General features: G+C 53.9%; 16 protein-coding genes. 10 read left to right on the top strand and 6 right to left on the bottom strand.

The window, feature by feature from the left end; translation table 11 throughout:
• Positions 1-3 precede the first annotated feature (3 nt).
• From ACR0NN_RS21740 to ACR0NN_RS21760, 5 genes are read left to right on the top strand one after another with little or no spacing between them, the layout of a single operon-like run.
• Positions 4-1,353 carry a substrate-binding domain-containing protein gene (locus tag ACR0NN_RS21740; protein ID WP_170726575.1) on the top strand — a complete coding sequence of 450 codons (1,350 nt, stop codon included), beginning with the start codon at positions 4-6 and terminating at the stop codon, positions 1,351-1,353.
• Entirely contained in the window at positions 1,350-1,982 is a 633-nt protein-coding gene (locus ACR0NN_RS21745; protein ID WP_170726573.1) for a helix-turn-helix domain-containing protein, read from the top strand. Before ACR0NN_RS21740 ends, ACR0NN_RS21745 begins: the two co-directional genes overlap by 4 nt.
• Positions 1,979-2,764 carry an alpha/beta hydrolase gene (locus ACR0NN_RS21750; protein ID WP_480685543.1) on the top strand — a complete coding sequence of 262 codons (786 nt, stop codon included), beginning with the start codon at positions 1,979-1,981 and terminating at the stop codon, positions 2,762-2,764. The genes ACR0NN_RS21745 and ACR0NN_RS21750 overlap by 4 nt, the downstream gene beginning before the upstream one ends.
• On the top strand, positions 2,761-3,909 hold the full coding sequence (locus ACR0NN_RS21755; RefSeq protein ID WP_170726567.1) for a fumarylacetoacetate hydrolase family protein: 1,149 nt from the start codon (positions 2,761-2,763) through the stop codon (positions 3,907-3,909). The genes ACR0NN_RS21750 and ACR0NN_RS21755 overlap by 4 nt, the downstream gene beginning before the upstream one ends.
• Positions 3,910-3,919: 10 nt before the next feature.
• Complete coding sequence (locus ACR0NN_RS21760) at positions 3,920-5,416, top strand: aldehyde dehydrogenase (NADP(+)) (RefSeq protein WP_170726561.1); 1,497 nt, start codon at positions 3,920-3,922, stop codon at positions 5,414-5,416.
• A gap of 889 nt (positions 5,417-6,305) precedes the next feature.
• On the opposite strand, the gene ACR0NN_RS21765 is transcribed toward ACR0NN_RS21760, so the two are convergent.
• Both ACR0NN_RS21765 and ACR0NN_RS21770 read right to left on the bottom strand, forming a co-directional pair.
• A complete protein-coding gene (locus ACR0NN_RS21765) occupies positions 6,306-6,689 on the bottom strand; it encodes an SUMF1/EgtB/PvdO family nonheme iron enzyme (RefSeq protein WP_170726556.1) in 384 nt (127 codons plus the stop codon).
• 404 nt (positions 6,690-7,093) lie between these two features.
• Positions 7,094-7,540: an Lrp/AsnC family transcriptional regulator gene (locus ACR0NN_RS21770; RefSeq protein ID WP_170683586.1), complete on the bottom strand. Its 447-nt coding sequence runs from the start codon at positions 7,538-7,540 to the stop codon at positions 7,094-7,096.
• A 516-nt stretch (positions 7,541-8,056) separates the two neighbouring features.
• On the opposite strand from ACR0NN_RS21770, the gene ACR0NN_RS21775 reads away from it, so the two are divergent.
• From ACR0NN_RS21775 to ACR0NN_RS21795, 5 genes are all read left to right on the top strand, one after another.
• Positions 8,057-9,148 (top strand): aromatic ring-hydroxylating oxygenase subunit alpha, encoded by a 1,092-nt coding sequence (locus ACR0NN_RS21775; protein ID WP_170726543.1) that lies wholly within the window; start codon positions 8,057-8,059, stop codon positions 9,146-9,148.
• 19 nt (positions 9,149-9,167) lie between these two features.
• A complete protein-coding gene (gene gloA, locus ACR0NN_RS21780) occupies positions 9,168-9,602 on the top strand; it encodes a lactoylglutathione lyase (RefSeq protein WP_170683584.1) in 435 nt (144 codons plus the stop codon).
• 4 nt (positions 9,603-9,606) lie between these two features.
• The gene (locus ACR0NN_RS21785) at positions 9,607-10,005 is read left to right on the top strand and encodes a cupin domain-containing protein (protein WP_170726541.1); all 399 of its coding nucleotides are present in this window, start codon (positions 9,607-9,609) and stop codon (positions 10,003-10,005) included.
• A 102-nt stretch (positions 10,006-10,107) separates the two neighbouring features.
• Positions 10,108-11,547 (top strand): glutamine synthetase family protein, encoded by a 1,440-nt coding sequence (locus tag ACR0NN_RS21790; RefSeq protein WP_480685547.1) that lies wholly within the window; start codon positions 10,108-10,110, stop codon positions 11,545-11,547.
• Positions 11,548-11,563: 16 nt separating this feature from the next.
• The gene (locus ACR0NN_RS21795; RefSeq protein WP_480685549.1) at positions 11,564-12,580 is read left to right on the top strand and encodes an alpha/beta fold hydrolase; all 1,017 of its coding nucleotides are present in this window, start codon (positions 11,564-11,566) and stop codon (positions 12,578-12,580) included.
• 346 nt (positions 12,581-12,926) lie between these two features.
• On the opposite strand, the gene ACR0NN_RS21800 is transcribed toward ACR0NN_RS21795, so the two are convergent.
• From ACR0NN_RS21800 to ACR0NN_RS21815, 4 genes are all read right to left on the bottom strand, one after another.
• A complete protein-coding gene (locus tag ACR0NN_RS21800) occupies positions 12,927-13,934 on the bottom strand; it encodes a DUF2955 domain-containing protein (RefSeq protein WP_170726528.1) in 1,008 nt (335 codons plus the stop codon).
• Entirely contained in the window at positions 13,924-14,988 is a 1,065-nt protein-coding gene (locus ACR0NN_RS21805; protein WP_170726526.1) for an HlyD family secretion protein, read from the bottom strand. The genes ACR0NN_RS21800 and ACR0NN_RS21805 overlap by 11 nt, the downstream gene beginning before the upstream one ends.
• Positions 14,985-16,064 (bottom strand): AI-2E family transporter, encoded by a 1,080-nt coding sequence (locus tag ACR0NN_RS21810; protein ID WP_170726521.1) that lies wholly within the window; start codon positions 16,062-16,064, stop codon positions 14,985-14,987. Before ACR0NN_RS21810 ends, ACR0NN_RS21805 begins: the two co-directional genes overlap by 4 nt.
• 180 nt (positions 16,065-16,244) lie before the next feature.
• The gene (locus ACR0NN_RS21815) at positions 16,245-16,514 is read right to left on the bottom strand and encodes a potassium channel family protein (RefSeq protein ID WP_480685552.1); all 270 of its coding nucleotides are present in this window, start codon (positions 16,512-16,514) and stop codon (positions 16,245-16,247) included.
• Positions 16,515-16,585: the final 71 nt, after the last annotated feature.

Raw genomic sequence — 16,585 nt, forward strand, 5'->3', positions numbered from 1 at the left:
CCGATGTCTAAGGATGACAAATCAAACATGCAGCGCATCGTGGCGATCCTGAAAGGGTTCGATGCTAAAAACACGCCACGTTCCACACATGACATCCTGACAGACTTGGGCGCGTCCCGTTCTACCGGATTCGGTTTGTTACGGGCGATGGTCGCGGCGGGTTGGTTAGAACGCTATGATCATGGCTTCCTGCGCCTTGGACCTAAGGCGCGGGGCATGTTGTTCGCCCCACTCGATGCGGCAGAACCTACCGCAGGCAAAAAGCTCGCCGCGCGCCCTGTGCACGTTGCTTCGGAAACTCTGGACCCATCCCCGAACCTGGAATGGGATCCCGCGCTTGTGCGCACCGTCGCAACCGAACGTTTTCAGGCGCAGGCACCTTTCCGGATCGGGTTTTCCAATGCATCCAGCAGCAATGCCTGGCGGCGGGCCATGTTGCAAAGCATGTCCTATGCCGAACGCATTGCCCAAGCCAGTATCGCTGAATTTACCGTGTTGGATGCGCAAGACGATCCGGAAGTCCAACTCCGGCATATCGATGAGTTGGTTGAAACCGGCATCGACCTTTTGCTGATTTCGATCACTTCGGTAAACGACACCGCCCTGAGCAACCGGCTGGGAGAGTTGGCGGCAGATGGGCTGCCAATCGTTGCGGTTGATCGGCGGCCTAATGATCGGTCTTCGCTGGTTTCGTTTGTGACGGCCTCTGACCACCGCATTGGACGCCTGAGCGCGCTGTGGCTGGCCGAGCATTTGTCGGGCCAGGGCCGCATCTGGATGCTAAGCGGCCTTGACGGGGCCAGCCCGGCGCTGCGCCGGCAACAGGCCGCCCTTTCAGTATTTTCAGAGTTCCCGGGGATCCGCGTCGAAAACGTAAGCTACACAGATTGGACCGAAGCGGGCGGATACCAGGCCATTGATCAGGTTCTGGCCGAGGCTGGCCGGCCCCCGGATGGTGTCTGGTGCGATAGCGGCTTGCAGGGAGTCGGATCGGTTCGTCGTTTTTTGGATGGCGGGCAGCAGATGCCGGCCCATACTGGTGGCGATCTCAATGAGATGTACAAGCTTTGTCTGCACCACAAGGTGCCAATGGCGGCGCTTGACTACCCGGCAAGCATGGGCGCGCGCGCGCTCGGCCTGTCGCTGGATGTTCTGAATGGAAATGCGGTGCCTAAAAGGGTGGAAGAACCTGTCAGGATCGTTCTGCCGCGCGGGCTGGAGACCGCTTCGGTCAAGGCCGATACCTGGGCTGAATTGCATGTGGCCTGGGATCTGTCCGACGACGCGATCCTATCCCAAGGCCCGGCACTGCGCAGCAGCAAAGCGCCCAAAAAAGCGAGGATAACGGGATGACGCAATCAGCGCATGAGCGCGCGGTCGAGGTATTCGAGGCGCTCGTCTCAGCCCCGGTGCACGAGGCTTACGCGACCCCCGCAGGTTTGATCCGCGCAGCCGGTCTGCCAGTAAGCAGCGGCTATCGCCATACGGCAACGCTTGAGGCAGATGGCTTTCTGCGTCGCGACAGTCTTGGTACCTATCTCTCTGGTCCGTCGGCAGTGCGCGTGGGGTTGCAAGGATTTGGGCTGGGACTGCTGGCGCCGCTTGTGCAACCCATCCTGCTACAGCTCAGTCAGAGCACGCAGTTGACGTCATTTTTGGCGATTTCGCAGGATATGGATCTGTTCATGGGTCCGCACTCGATCGGTCGTGAGACACGAAATGCCGAACTTCAACGTTCCTATAGTTTTGAAACCGTTCCAGATCTGAGCATCGGCTCAGTCAGCGAAGTGGGCTTGCGCTGGTTTGAAGACAGGCTTGCACGACGCAGCAATGTGCTTTTGGTATCGGTTGCAAGCACAGCCGAAAGCACTGCTTTGGTGGGCCTGATGATGAATTCGGTCCGCGCCGCCACCGAGGGACAAATTCGCGCGCTGAATCAAGCCTACGATCAGATCGCCAACTCGAAGCTGGAAAATCAATGACACAAGTATTCTGGGACAAACAGTTCAAATTCTCGGAAATCATACCTGACTTTGCCCTGGCTGTGCAGAACATGGCAAAGGACAGTGATGACGTCACCGGCAGCTATCAATTCTCGCGCGCGGTTTACGGGGATCACCCACGCCAATGGGTGGAATGGATCGATGGCGCCGGAAGTGCTGACCTGTTGCCGATTATCCTGCACGGTGGATACTGGCGTGCGCTCGAGGCAGAGACGCATCGTTTCATGATGCCTGCATTTCGCTCGGCAGGGGCCCATGTTGCAAATATCGAATACCGGCTGATGCCCGAAGTGAGCCTGGGCGATGTTGTCAGCGATGCCAAAGCTGCGCTGCACAGACTGTCGAACCAGTTTCCCAACAGCAGATTGGTGTTAATCGGCCATTCGGCGGGCGCGCACCTGGCACTGTCTGCGATGGCGGACACGGCGCTGGCCAAGCGCACGGCAGGGATCATCTCGCTTAGCGGAGTGTTTGATCTGGCCCCGGTGCGTCTGTCGTTCTTGCAGCCAGAGCTTAACCTGACGCCCGAAGATGTCACCGCGTTTTCACTTCACCCGCATCAGGAACGTCCACCTGTTCTGTACGTAAATGGGGGCAAGGAAACCTATGAATATTTGCGTGGCGGGGCCTTGATGGCTCAGCCAGAGAACGCCGCTTGGCACGTCATAGACGACGCGGACCACATGTCTCTGACCTGGGTCGCGTGCGAACAGGCGGATACGCTTTTGTCCAAACTCTTATCATTGGGAAACACCGAATGACACTGAACCTACCAGATGCCGGAACATTCGTTGGGCGGGTCTGGCTGCCCGAAGCGGAAGGCCCCGCATTGGTCGCACGGCAAGGCGATCGGCTGATCGACATCACCTCGTCCAAGCTGCCGACAATGCAGGCGCTGCTGGAGTGTGAAGACCCTGCTGCTGTGGTGCGCGATGCCTCGGGCACCGACATTGGCGATCTGTCAGAAATCGCGGCGAACTCGACTGAAACCCCTGATCCGTCTCGGCCTTATTTCCTCGCACCATCCGATCTGCAGCCGATCAAGGCATGTGGCGTCACATTTGTTTCGTCCATGCTAGAGCGTGTGATCGAAGAAAAGGCCAAGGGTGATCCGGCAACGGCTGACAAAATCCGTCAGAGGTGCACAGAAATCCTTGGCGATAGCCTGCGCGCGGTTGTTCCCGGTTCGGACAAGGCGATGACGCTCAAAGAGGCATTGATCGCAGAAGATGTCTGGTCGCAATATCTTGAGGTCGGCATCGGACCCGACGCCGAGGTCTTTACCAAGTCTCAGGCCATGTCCGCTGTTGGCTTCGGGGCCAGTATCGGACTGCATCCGATATCAACCTGGAACAATCCGGAGCCCGAGGTTGTTCTTGCCGTGGATAGCCAGGGCACAATCAAAGGTGCAACGCTGGGCAACGACGTGAATCTGCGAGATGTCGAAGGACGGTCAGCTTTGCTGCTAGGGAAGGCGAAGGATAACAACGCTTCATGTGCGATTGGGCCCATGCTGCGCTTGTTCGACGGCAGTTATAATCTTGACGATGTTCGTAGCGCCGAATTGACATTGCGGGTAAGCGGACCGGATGGGTTTGTCCTGAACGGGACAAGCTCGATGAAAGAAATCAGTCGCGACCCTGAAAATCTCGTGGGCCAGGCTCGTGGTGCGCATCACCAATACCCGGATGGGTTTTTCCTGATGCTGGGCACGCTTTTTGCACCCACTCAGGATCGCGATGCGCCGGGCGGTGGTTTTACACACAAGCTGGGTGACATCGTGGAAATCTCAAATCCTGATCTCGGTACGCTTTCCAATACCGTCAGGCTATCAACCGAATGCCCGCCCTGGGTATTTGGTACAAGTGCTCTCATGAAAAATCTCGCGTCGCGCGACCTAATCTAAGGATACTGAAATGGACGGAAGAAACCTGATTGCAGGAGAATGGATGCTGGGTGAAGGCTGTTTGCAATCTGCCCCAGCCAGCGGTGCACCACAGACATATTCGGCGGGCACCCCAGAACTTGTTGCCAAAGCCTGTGCCGCGGCAGAGGAAGCATTCTGGTCGTTTGGGTACTCGAAACGCGAGGAGCGCGCGGACTTTCTTGATCGGATCGCTGATGAAATCGAAAGCCGGGGGGCTGCGATTACCGAGATTGGCAGTGCGGAAACCGGTCTTCCTGAGGCGCGGCTTGAGGGCGAGCGCGGTCGAACGACCGGGCAACTCCGCCTGTTTGCCGAGCATATCCGCAAGGGTGACTATCTGGATGTTCGCCACGATGCTGCTCTGCCGGATCGCCAACCTTTACCGCGCCCCGATTTGAAGATGGTGCAACGCCCCATCGGTCCGGTCGCGGTTTTCGGTGCCTCGAACTTCCCGCTGGCATTCTCGACAGCCGGAGGCGATACAGCTGCCGCTCTGGCAGCAGGGTGCCCAGTTGTTGTAAAAGGGCATCCAGCACATCCTGGCACCGGTGAAATCATTGCCGAAGCAATTGACGCGGCGCGCGCCGCACTTGACTTGCACCCCGGTGTCTTCAGTTTTGTCCATGATGGTGGCGTTGCCGTTGGCGGTGCCATGGTTCAGAACCCGTTCATCAAGGCCGTAGGCTTCACCGGATCGCTGCGCGGCGGGCGCGCCTTGTTCGATCTGTGTGCGGCACGGGAAGAACCCATCCCTTTCTTTGGCGAGCTTGGATCGGTCAACCCCATGTTTGTGTTGCCCGCAGCGCTGGACGCGCGGGGGCAAGAGATTGCACGTGGCTGGGCCAGTTCCCTGACGATGGGCGTCGGACAGTTCTGTACCAATCCAGGGCTGGTTTTCTTGCCCAAAGGGGATGCTGCGGATGTGTTTGTCTCAGAGGCTGCAAAGGCACTTGCGGACGCGACGGCGCAAACGATGCTGACAGACAGCATAGCGCAATCCTTCCGCAACGGGCGCGATCAGATTGCCGGTGCCGACGGTGTAGAAACGGTATACGCGGGGTCGGCGGAGGACCGAACAGCAAGCGCGTTCCTGTATCGAGTTTCGTCCGATACCTTCGCGGCCAACCCCGCGCTGGCGCATGAAGTGTTCGGCCCGCTGGGCATGGCTGTGATCACGAACTCAACAGATGATTTCGCGGCACTGGCTCGCGGAATGGACGGGCAACTTACTGCGACGATTCACACGGATGCGGGCGACGGCGGTATTGCGGCAGAGTTGCTACCGGTACTTGAGCGAAAGGCCGGGCGTGTGCTCTTCAATGGTTTCCCAACTGGTGTCGAGGTAGCGGACAGCATGGTCCACGGCGGGCCTTATCCAGCCTCAACGAACTTTGGAGCGACCAGTGTTGGAACGTTGTCGATCCGGCGGTTCTTAAGACCGGTTTGCTATCAAAACTTGCCAGAGGCGATCACCATTGATGTCTGATGCCACTGGTATCGAAGGTTGATAGTCTATTGGCCTGGTGTTTAACACATTGTCCTCGTGGGAGTATTCGACCTCATGGAAGAGATCTGTCGCAAGCATTTGGCCATTGAATCTCGCCTCGTCAAAGGTAAGAAGGCTTTCGGAGGCTTTTTCGCAAAGTTTGATGGCACAGTTAACATATGCGTTATACTCGTCGAGCGAAGAGTGGTTTTGGTTTAACAGTGAGCCTTAAAGGCTCTTTTCATGACAGCTAAATCCAAACTCTTTTCGAAACCATTTCGAAAGGCACGTGGCATTTTGAAATCCAGTTGCGCGGGAAATTTCATCCACGGCTATACTAGAGAACAAGAAAAGCTCATACGCTCTATTGAATCGGATCTTTCGATAATGTGCAAATGGAGAGACTCAAACCCACCTGTTGAGATTGGTGTGGTCCACCTGCACGCCGCGTTCGGCCATGATCTCTTCCAAGTCACGATACGACACTGCGTACCGCAAATAGGCCCAACCGCCCCTATGCTGCATATTTGGGCGCTATTGAGAATATGACATGAGCTCGCCACACTGGTCTGTAACTTTAGAGTCCATCCGACCGAAAAAGTGTCACATATGGAGCAGCGCAGCCTATATGTGACGCTGCAATCTGTCGCATTCGATTGTCCCCTGTGGGTCTACTCTCTTGTGACACGCCAGCGACAGCAACAATTCATACGGATGGCGGTGAATTCTAACTGCGAGCTCAGTCTAACCAATGCTGCGACACGCATGAACGGCTGCTTCTGGTATTATGTGCTGGCAAAGTCGTTCGTGAAGATAAATCGAATCTCTCATTTGGAGCCTAAGCTCAACAGCGCGCCCGTTATGGCAAAAAGTGCTCCAACGACCGGGGCTAGCCGTTAGGCTCGAACGACGAAGCAGGCGCAGTTGCTGCGTAGCCATCCAACTCAATGTTCTGATGCGAGAAAGTGCCTTGCCAGATGTTGCAGGGAAAGAAATCATGATCGTTCGGGTTTTCTTCGCCCCAAGGATATCTCACATCCCCCAGCCCGCCGCTCGCCGCATGTTCCCACTTAGCCTCGGTCGGCAATCGGCCACCTGCCCAAGCTGCGTAAGCCCGCGCATCGTTCCAAGAGAATTGTACGACAGGATGATCATGAAACCAGGCAGTCTCAAGCGTGCCGGTACCGTTTACTTCAAGCCAGTTGGCGCCTTCAACGCTACGCCACCATTCCGTACCTGCGACGCCGAGAGGGTTAGGTGTATCATCTGGCACATCGAGCCAAAAAACGAAGGACCATCCAATTCTTTGGGCATCTCATAAGAGGGCGTGCATTCAAACGATGAGGACGGCCCATTGCTGCCGTTGGCCGATGCCTAGCAATACTGCAGCGCGACCCGTTGAACCTGCCATTCGCTGCATGAGCAAAATCTGAACTTCGGCGAACCCACATTCTGCGGACAAACTCGCCGTCTTTTAGTCTTGGCACAATTACCGCTGGTCACCCAAAGCGGTAACTCACTGCAGGAGCCAACATTCAGAGAAAATAGTCAGACAATGCCGGTTTGCTCAGAAGAGTGCGTGATGTCGGCGCGGTGTTGAGATCGTTGTAACGATTTCCCCAGTAATCCCCATTAAAATCCGTTCGCCCAAAATTTCAGCGATCGAGTTTTTCCCGGTCACCCGTTTACACCCTGCTTTAGCAGAAACTGGTTCTTAAAATTCTTCAGCCCCGGCATAACGTCAGCGTTGGCGATATCTTCGCTTGCGTGGATTTCTTGTTCAAGAAATTCTTGTAATGCATCGCTATCGTCGCTGACGAGTTCAATGATTAAATCGTAGCGCCCTGCGACCCATAGAATGAAGACCACTCGAGGGTGCTTTTCAAGACGCTCGGCAACCTGGCGCGGGGTCACACCGGTGGCCACATTCAACCCAATCATCGCGTCGGTGGTGTATTCCGTGGCTACGGGATCAGACATCGCAACGATCCGCAACATGTTGTTGTCCCGCAACCCGCTTACCCTGTTGCGAATGGTTCCTTCAGATACATCCAACTGCTGCGCAATTTCAGAGAAGGCCATTCGACCGTCTTGCTGTAAAAGCCGGATGATTTGTTGGTTCAAGTCATCTCTTGGGGATCGAATGTTCTGGGTGATGCGCATATTGGATTTCTTCCTGACTGACATATGCTTTAGGCTCGGTTGCTGTATTCGCAGCTCAGATTAGGTTAGGGTGTCGAATTCCGCAATTGTTACCTGGCAATCTCTGGGCGGAAGTGCGAAAAACGACATCTTTTGACCTTTGACCTGCAGTTTTCAAGTACGATACTGCGTGACTACTAATGATTTTTTAGCATTATTCTGGCGAGTTGGTGAACCACGCTACGAATTCGAGTGAATTATTCGAAATTCGTATCTATATGCCGTTTTTTGACCAGAACACTTCTGATTCTTGCTGAAATATCTACATAGTCAGCGGATATCGAAATCCGGGAGGGCTGGCATACGATATTCGCAATGAACATCAAACCAGCGCGGAGGGACAAGTCTGCGAGCAGACTATCCGCGAGAAACGGTACAAAAACCTTGCGCTAAGCTCTCCACCGGTGGGCGCAAGTGGCAGCGTCGAAGGGAGGAGCAATGACAATTGCCGAGAAAAGCGCACAGGCAGTTGCCGGGCCTCAGCATGGGCTGATCGCTGAGGCGTATCGCAGCCAAGAATTCTGGCAGCGGGAGTGCCAGACCGTCCTGGCCAAGAATTGGGTATTCATCGGGTTTGTCCATCAGATAGCTGATCCCGGCGACGCACATCCTGTTACCTGCGCCGACTTGCCGTTGTTGGCGGTGCGCAACCGTGATGGTGCAATACAAGTATTTCATAATGTTTGCCTGCACCGCTGCATGACACTGGTCGACAAGCCCAAGAATGTCGGCAAGCTGATCCGCTGCCCCTATCACGCCTGGGCCTATGATCTGGATGGCCGCCTGAGGGCTGCACCGCATTTTGCAGGAACCGGAAAGCAGGAGTTCGACGGGTTCGACATCAAAAACCATCGACTGAAACCGGTCCGCACCCATGTCTGGCACGACTGGATCTTCGTCAATCTGGATGGAAATGCACCAGATTTCGAAGATTATGCAGCACCCTTGATCAGCAGGCTCGAAGGGATGGACTTTGATAGGTTGGAACCAATTGGATTGCTCGATTTTGGTGAGATCGACACCAACTGGAAGCTGATTATGGAGAATTTTATCGAGCCCTACCACGTCCAGTTCGTACATGCTTCGACCACCGATCAGCCCTTGGAAAACCACTATACCATCATCGATGGCACCTGTATTGGCAGCGCGGTGGACCTGAATGAAGAGCTGGGCACATCCGGCAGTTTGGGTGTCAGCTCTCGTTATCTGACACTGTATCCGAATTTCATTCTGGGTCGTTACTTCCCGGATCAGCTGGGCGTTTATTTAAACGTTCCCATTGGCCCTGGAAAAATGCGCCAATACCGAGCGCTTTATACCACCGAGGGCCAGAAACTGAGCGTCGAAGAAGTACAAGCTCTCAGGAACCTATGGTGGGATGTCCATAAAGAAGACCACGAGATGGTCGAGCGCATGTTTGAAGGCCGCAAATCCCCGGTCGCCGAGGATGGCGGGCTTTTGTCGCCCGCCTGGGAGGATAGCGTGCGCGCCTTTCAAGATTTGATCGAGCGTGACGTGGCCGGCGAATAAGCAAGAAGGAACAAAGACAATGAGCAACTCCATATCCAAAGGGTTTCGTCTGGCCCATACGATGATGCGGGTCACAAACATGGAGAAGTCGCTGGACTTCTATTGCGGAATTCTTGGTATGGAGGTGCTGCGGCGCACGGATTATCCCGAAGGAAAATTCACCAACACGTTTATCGGTTATGGGCCCGAGGCCGAGTTTCCCACACTGGAGCTGACCGCCAATTGGGATCAGGACACGCCTTATGACAAGGGAAACGGCTGGGGACACATCTGTATCGAAACACCGGATGTCTTTGCCGCATGCGAACAGCTGGCTGCGGCCGGAGTAAACATCACCCGCCCGCCGGGACCGATGAAAAACGGCACAAGGGTCATCGCCTTTTGCGAGGACCCTGATGGTTACAAAGTCGAATTAAACGAATCCATACTGAAACATCTGTCGCAGGAAGGCTGATCACATGGGTGAAACACCTCAACTTTTCAAATTCGATCTGGTTCAAAACCGTTACGACTCGATGGGCGACAGCGATACCTACATCAAACCGATGGTGACTAGCGAATTCAGCAAGTCGATGTGCGGCGGTATCAATGTACTGAATAACATCAAGGTGCCTTGGGATCTGACCTGTGACGAGATCATTTATTGTCTTGAGGGTACCTTCCGGCTGGTCTGCGACGGCAAAAGCTATGTCTGCAACCGTGGTGACGTGCTGTTTGTTCCCAAGGACAACCACATTTCCTACGAGGCGGACGGCAAGTGCGTGATCTTCTATGCCGCCTACCCTCACAACTGGAAACAGCTTGCCGGGATCACTCAGGTTCCGGGCATTGACCCTGAAGATTTTGTACCCGGCTGAGCACCTATTCGCTGAGCGACAAGACGACAGAAACCAGTACAAACGCCGGGGCGTCGCCCTTGGCGGACCAAATCTAATAGCCATTCGATGGGAGGATGCCGAATGCCCAAGGATAATGCCAACGCCCGCATCTATTTTGAGACATTCCACGACGCTGTAGAGCGGAACCGCCCGCGTATCCCAGAAGTTCAACAACGTTTGGAAGAGACAGGTGTCAAGTATGTTATGGCCGCGTGGATCGACCTACATGGCATTCCAAAAACCAAACCCGTCCCGATAAGCGATTTTGAACAGCTCTGCCTTGGGAAAGGCCCGCAATTTGCGGTGCATTCGATTTCGTACGTGCCCGAACTCAGCCCCGCCGACAGCGATCAAGTGGTAGTGCCGGATCTTGACGCCGTCTATGTCTGTCCATGGGACACATCAATGGCGATCATATTCTCGGACCTGTATTGGGAAGATGCGCCTTATAACGTTTGCCCACGTCAGGCCCTGAAACGCGCAATGCACGAAGCTGCGCTGGAAGGGTACACCGGTTATGCCGGGGTAGAGCCCGAGTTCATCGTAATGAAATACGACGACGCCGGTCAGCCGGTGAAGGCTTTTGACGACGACCCTTTTATCGGCGTCCGACCACGCCGTCAGGCTTTTGGCTATGACGTTGAATACTCGATCGACTCGATGGCATTTTTGAAAGACATGATCGACATCATCGAAGGTCTGGGTTGGAACCTGCATGACGTAGTAGCCGAGGGTGCGTATTCACAGTTCGAACTTGATTTCCACTATACCAACATGCTGGAGATGTCCGACCGTCTGGCGTTTCTGCGGATCACTTTGAAAGAGGTGGCAAAAAAGCACGGGATGTTCGTGACCTTTATGCCGAAACCGACAGTGGGCGACTGGCGATCGGGTGCGCATATCAACATGTCGATGCAGCATGAAAGCCGTCCGGGTGAGAACATTTTCGAAACGCCCGATGGCGACTGGAGCGACGAAAGCCGATGGGCCGTCGGCGGATTGATGCCGCACGCTGAAGCGATCACCGCGATTACCTGTCCGACGGTGAACTCCTACAACGGCCTCGTGCCTCGTGTCGGTGGATTTGAGGGTGGCACAGTCACCTGGGCACCAACCAATATCACATACGGTTTCAATAACCGCTCGGCCCAGTTCCGCCTGCCGCAGAGCCGCCATTGCATCGAAAACCGCGCCTGCGACATGACCATGAATGTCTATCTCGCGATGGCGATGCATCTGAGTTGCGGAGTTATGGGCATCAAAAACAAGATTTACCCGGGTAAGCCGACAGATTTCGACCTGTATTCCAAAACCGAAACCGAGCTTGCTGAGCTGGGGATCCGGCGTTTGCCGCGCACTTTGTTCAATGCGATCGAAGCCTTGCGCAGTGACGAAATGGCGGAACATGTGATGGGGCCAGTGATGCGTAAATCATACCTCGATTACAAGAACGACGAGTGGGAGCGCTATCATCAATCAGTCACGGATTGGGAAGTTAAGGAATATCTGCGGCTTTACTGAGCCCAGGACGGACCAGATGATGGCGGAATTTCAGATATACGAGCTGGGTGACCTGCCGCTCCTGTCGGGCGACACGTTGAAGGACGCCAAACTTGCCTATCAGACTTATGGCACGTTGTCGGCGACAGGTGACAATGTCATCGTCCTGCCGACCTTTTACACAGGTACAAATTCTCGCAACGAAGGGTTTTTTGGCCCAGGTCGAGCGATTGATCCGGCACGACATTTCATTGTCAGCCCAAACCTGTTTGGCAATGGTCGTTCGTCGTCGCCATCGAATACGCCTGCGCCGCAGGACGGCCCTCGCTTTCCGCTGATACAGATGTGGGACAACGTCGCCGCGCAGCATCGGTTGATCCACGATCACCTTGGCATCAAAGAAATCGCTCTAGTCGCTGGCTGGTCCATGGCGGGCTGTCAATCCTACCAATGGGCGGCGCAATACCCAGACATGGTCCGGGCGATCTTGCCCTTTTGCGCGTCGGCCCGAACTTCACCGCATAATTTCGTCTTCCTCGAAGGGGTCAAGGCTGCCCTCTGCGCAGATCAGAATTGGAAAGATGGCAACTATGTTAAACCGCCCGAGGTAGGTCTCAAGGCATTTGGCCGCGTGTACGCGGGTTGGGCCTTCTCTCAGACCTTTTACCGCGACGGGCTTTATCGCCAACTCGGGTTTCAAACCATCGAAGAGCTGATGCAGGATTGGGAGCGCGATCACGTGCTGGGCTGGGATGCCAACGACCTGCTGGCCAAGCTTGCAACCTGGCAAGCTGGCGATATCTCTACCGGGCCGCTTTACAATGGGGATTACAAACAAGCACTAGGTGCAATCGAAGCTCGTGCCATCCTGATGCCGTGTACGCAGGATCTATATTTCCCACCCGAAGATAATGAAATCGAAGCCCAGCACATGCCTAACGCCATCTTCCGCCCTTACGACTCGCCTTGGGGTCATTGCGCCGCAAACCCGGGCAATGACACAGGATTTACGGCACAGTTGGATCTCAATATCCAAGAGCTTCTGCAAGATTAAAGCTTAGCAAAGAATGTGAAATTGTACTCGGCCCTTTGTGACCGGCACTTTCTTCAAGTGAAGAGCGGCAAGTCGGAAACTGAACTGCAAATATAACGACTTAAGTAACTTTACCCTTTGGACAATTTGTTCCATTTTGCCATGTCCGCTTTTCTGCGTTTTGCCGACAGTGACACCAGTTGCAGCATTTGACACAGTGGGCTCGAAGCAGCCATTCGCTGCGCAGTGCATCAATGACCGAGTTGCGGACTAAGCTGACTTCTTTCGGACCGGATAAATCAAATAATAGTTGTCACACCGGAAACTCTACTTGTTTAAGAACCACGCCACATCGCAACTAACTTCATTAAGTCGCCTGGCGCTCTTTTTCCGGCCAGAATTCATCCACCACGACATATGCGATGATTACAAAAAAAGCGGCGCTGGCAACTTGCAATACGCGAGTGATGCTCTTGACGTCAGCCTCGTCTGAAAACGGTGCAACCGAACCGCCATATACAATCAGAGCTGTTGTAATAGCGGAACCGGCGGCGGAGGCGAGCGGTACTTTTGATTTTCCAAGTGCTCCGAGTGTTAGGCAAAAGAAAAAACACAGTAGAATGGGGGTTAGAATGACCGGAGCTATTACGTTTATTTCATAGCATATGATGGATACTGCCGCCCCAAGTAGATTTGCCGTCAGCATAGCTTTTGCAACTGTTTTGCCTGCAGCAGGCATTGCCGCAAGTTGCTGGCTCAGCAAGGCGACAAAAAACAGAACCAACAAAGCAGAAGCGCCGGAAATAAAGAACGCCATAGCAAAGGGCACTGTGACCAGAGACATCCTGACTATGCGGCGGTGTGGGTCGAAGTCTGGCGGCGTTGCAGCTTTTTTCTGAGCGGTCGTCGGAGGTTCAGCGGGTATCAGCACGAACATCAGCGTGGATACAAAGCCTGCGAACAGCAGGTTCAGCGGTATCCAATACACGAGCACCAAGGCCAGATCCTGTGATTGCAAAACCAAGTTCGGGATCATCAACGCCCCCATGAGGGCGATGACACCGGGCAATACTCCGGCACCGGAAACGGACCACATGAAAGACAGGATTATTCCAATCGCAACAAAGATGAGGAACACAACAGGATATGGTGAGAAGATCGAGGAAAGCAGGAACGAAATGAACATCAATCCAATTGAGAAGACAAACAGCTTACCAAATGCTGCCAAAGGTAGTGCCGCAGGTGCTTGAAGGAAAAGGGCAGTGAACACCGCCCCAACAACGGCAAGGGGCCACCCAAGAAATAGGCCCAATGCAAAGACACCGGTTACCCCCAGCGCAAGCCGGGTGACAGAGCTTTGATCCTCAGTACGCATAGGAGAAGATTGAAACCACGCGGATGTAGGCGCGGCCTACGAGGTTCAGCAACGAGTTGTCGCTTAGATACATGATCACATCGGCCTGCCCGTTCAGTTGAAAGCGAAGATCGTCTTCGGCACTTCCAGCTTCATAGCCGGGTAAAACAATCCTGACCGGAAACCTTTCGGGCTCCCGCAAAAATCCCTTGGTGCTTGGCGGGCTCGCCAATTGCCCCGGCTCATCACTGCCACTCAAAGAAACAGCAGCACTAAAGCTCTCAATGACGCCCGGAACAATCTTACCTGGATGCATATCCAACACCACATCAACCGGAGACCCTATTGAAGCTCTTCCCATATTGTTCTCGGTAAAATAGGCTTCGATCCAGACGTCGGTTGCATCTAGAAACGTCAACAAGTCCTGACCGGAGCGGGCATAGGTGCCGGGGGCTATCAGCAAGTTTGAGATGACACCCGTCGCCGGGGCACGCAGTTCAGTCCATTCAAGGTTCAGTTCCGCATCGGCCAAAGCCGCCAACGCGCGCTGGATTTTCGGGTTTTCAATCCCATCGTCACCAAGCCTTTGCTTTGCTTTTTCCAGATCCGCTTTTGCGTTCTCAAAGTTTGCCTCAGACTCTGCCAGTTGTCCTCGTGCATCATCGGCCTTTGAGACGGCAATCAACCCTTTCTTTTCGAGCGCAAACACACGTTCCGTCTGAATACGCATCGTATCCAGATCGCTCTGCGCCCTTGCGAGTTTGGCTTGTGCCGCACTTACCTCTGCCGAAGACGCACCCACCTCTTGGGTCGCCGCTTCAAGATCAGCTTCCGCCTTTGAACGCTCGATTTCGTAGGGCCTGGAATCTATCCGAACCAGAACATCACCTGCCGAAACGACTTGGCCGTTTTCTACCAAAACTTCCGTTACCGTTCCGGTCACCTGAGGCACGATTTGGGTGGCCACAGCTTTTACTCTGGCGTTTCCGGTAAATGGTGTTTTTCGATCAGCGACCAGATACCAGACAAGAAAAATCAGAATGACAGCCAGGGTTGTCCATATCGTTTTCCTCATTTCGCCGCACCTTCAGCAGTGCCCTCGGCTTCGGGCGAGCTATCAATCCAAACCTTGAACAGCTCATAGAAGACCGCGAAGAGAACCGGCCCCATAAAAACGCCGATTAAACCGTATGCCATCATACCTCCGAGAACGCCGATGAGGATGACCAACATGGGAGTTTCAAGGCCTTTTGAGATGAACACAGGTCTTAGGAAACTGTCCATTATCATGACAGGAACGGCCAATATGGTGAAGATCAAAGCAGTTCCGCCGGACATGGAACTCCATGCGTAGATAATTACCGGTATTAGAACCAATCCAGGCCCGATTTGGATAATCGAGAGTATGAGGCAGACAAATGCCAGCGTGGCAGCCGAAGAAATACCAAACAATGCCAATAGTATCCAAACGAAGACCGCCTGAATGGCTGCTACGCCGATCACGCCTTTTGTCACGTTCCGGATCGTTGCGCCTGCCAGTGTTACGAATTCACCGCCGCGTGGTGCGAAGACACGGTTGGCAAAGCGCTGAAGACCCTGGACCAAACTTGGCCCGGGGCTAAACAATGCCCCCATAATCAACACGGACAGAGCTAAGCCAAGCAGCCCTATTCCGATGCCCAGCACCTTTCCGAAAAGCGATTTGGTGATTTCAAGGATTTGCGTGCCATATTTTGCAAGCGCGCCGTCGAGATTGCGCTCGAACATTCCCCAGACTTCGGCAATTTTGTCTCCTACTAAGGGCAATTCCTTTAGGCCCTCAGGCGCAGGTGGGACTTTCAACTCACCCTTGTCTGCTTGTTCGGCGAATTCAGACCCAAGTTCTGCGGCTCCAGATACCGCAGTTGCGATTGGCCCGAGGGTCAGAACAAGGCCCAACAAAACCAAGATCGTTGTGGCAAGCTTTTTCCGTCCTCCTAGCTTGGATTGTAGCCAATCAAATGCCGGGTAAAGCGCAACGCAGAGGATCGTCGCCCAGATGACTATGCTTGCAAGCGGAGCCACCATTACCAAGGCGCTGTAAAGGAACAATCCGAGGAAGAGCAATCGTATCGCGAGATCGACAATCTTCGCGTCCTGGGTCTTTTCCATTCCATCCCTCCATCATCTGTTTTCCAGACAATACACTCAAAAAACGTAATATGTATATTTTTTGAGTTTTTGGTGATCATCTATCAGCTTGAAGGTACGAGTGAATCCGAGACACGGCTTCCGATGCCCAGTCAAACTGATACCTGCGCATGAACTCAAATTGCCTTAATTGGGGATAATCTAATTGTCCGTTTTTTCGTCGTCTTGGGACAAGATTGTATCTGCCACTGTGGTCGCCGCAGTCACGAAAACACCCAAGCCTACAATGATATATACCATTGTGAAGATTTTCCCCGCCGCGGTTTCAGGTGAGAAGTCACCAAACCCCACGGTCGAAATTGTCACTACGGAAAAGTAGATCGAGTCGAGCCAACTCCAACCTTCGACAAAGTGATAAAAGACCGAGGCCCATAAAATCATTCCGACTGTGAAGGCAAGAATGCCTTTCACTCTACCGTCCTTGAAAGCGACGCCTATCCCACGTAATATTCTGGTTAGTGAATTCATCATGCCCTCATCGT

The organism is Ruegeria sp. BA2 (assembly GCF_056539605.1).